3 protein-coding genes are annotated in these 1190 nt (G+C 28.5%); 2 read left to right on the forward strand and 1 reads right to left on the reverse strand.

Annotated elements, in window-relative coordinates:
* Positions 1-302 (forward strand): hypothetical protein (locus AB4Y90_RS17970; protein ID WP_441558926.1); only part of this gene is annotated, 302 nt, incomplete at its 5' end.
* Between the two features lie 94 nt (positions 303-396).
* On the opposite strand, the gene AB4Y90_RS17975 is transcribed toward AB4Y90_RS17970, so the two are convergent.
* Positions 397-561 carry a hypothetical protein gene (locus AB4Y90_RS17975; protein ID WP_441558927.1) on the reverse strand — a complete coding sequence of 55 codons (165 nt, stop codon included), beginning with the start codon at positions 559-561 and terminating at the stop codon, positions 397-399.
* A 322-nt stretch (positions 562-883) separates the two neighbouring features.
* Here AB4Y90_RS17975 and AB4Y90_RS17980 point away from each other — a divergent pair.
* On the forward strand, positions 884-1190 hold a 307-nt coding region (locus AB4Y90_RS17980; protein ID WP_441558928.1), incomplete at its 3' end, for a hypothetical protein.

Consider the following 1190-nt stretch of genomic DNA (forward strand, 5'->3'; position numbering starts at 1 on the left):
TGTTAAAGGAAATTGATGTGGAATATGAATACCTAAACGAAACGATACAGAAACATACTTCAATGAATGCAGATTTGTATTTTCATCGTTTAAGAATTAATTATATCCTGAAAAAATTATATCAAGAACCAAAATTCAGGGATTATAAAGCTGCTGATTTAGCATCAATCTGCGGTTATCACTCTCCCGGAGAATTTGAATATTATTTTCGTAAAATCTGCAAAATATCTTCGGAATATTTTATAAAACAACTGAAAAAAGAAAGTCTCAGACAGCAAAGAAATATCAGAGAAGCTGCATAAGCTACAGTAAAAAAAATTTTGTTTAAAACATAAAAAAGCCTGAATCATCAGGCTTTTTACTATTTAATTGAAAATATTATTAAAAAAGGAATATTTAAAAAGAATTAATAATATTTCGGTTTCCACTTGCGCCTTGTGGCAGAAATACAACTTTTCTTTTAATTTTTTTAGCCTTTTCCAATACTTTCAATGCCATTTGCCTTTCAATTTCTTTAGTTTCGTGAGAGGTAATGTTTTCTGAGTTTGTAGATTTTTTCATAATGTAATTTTTAATGGTTGTACTTTGACTAATCTAAATATGTACCATTTTATCTCATTATTTTAAAAAAAAATTATGAAAATTATAATCTTTAAAAAATCTTTTTCTCCCGTCTATATCGGCATACCATTTGATTAATAGATAATAATCTTTTCAAATCAGTTTTACATTTAATTGAAGATCTTCAGCTCAAAATTGAAGATCTTCTTTTTGAAACCAATTCAGGTAAAAAATATCTTAATTGACAGCCAAACCAACTGGATTATTATCTTTGTATTGATGACAAGGTTTTTTGCCAGTTTTAATTTAATAAAAGTTTATCATGCAAAAAAAGCCATATTTCAAAGCAGTGGTGACGTACTACAGTAGCGATAAAGGTGGGCTTATCAACCCTATTTCTTCGGGCTTCAGAGTAAACCTTAAATTTCCTTTTGATACCCAAACTTATATCGGAATTCAGACATTTGCAGAGACTGAACTTATTTTTCCCGGAGATTCTTTAAGTGTAGATTTTACGTTAGTAAATGAGCTATTCTTAGAAAAATTATATAAAGGAATAGATTTTGAAATTTCTGACAACTCAAAAACTATAGGCACAGGAATAGTTAGCAAGATCTACAGCATTACCT

Source organism: Chryseobacterium sp. 2TAF14, from assembly GCF_052115105.1.
GTDB lineage: Bacteria > Bacteroidota > Bacteroidia > Flavobacteriales > Weeksellaceae > Chryseobacterium.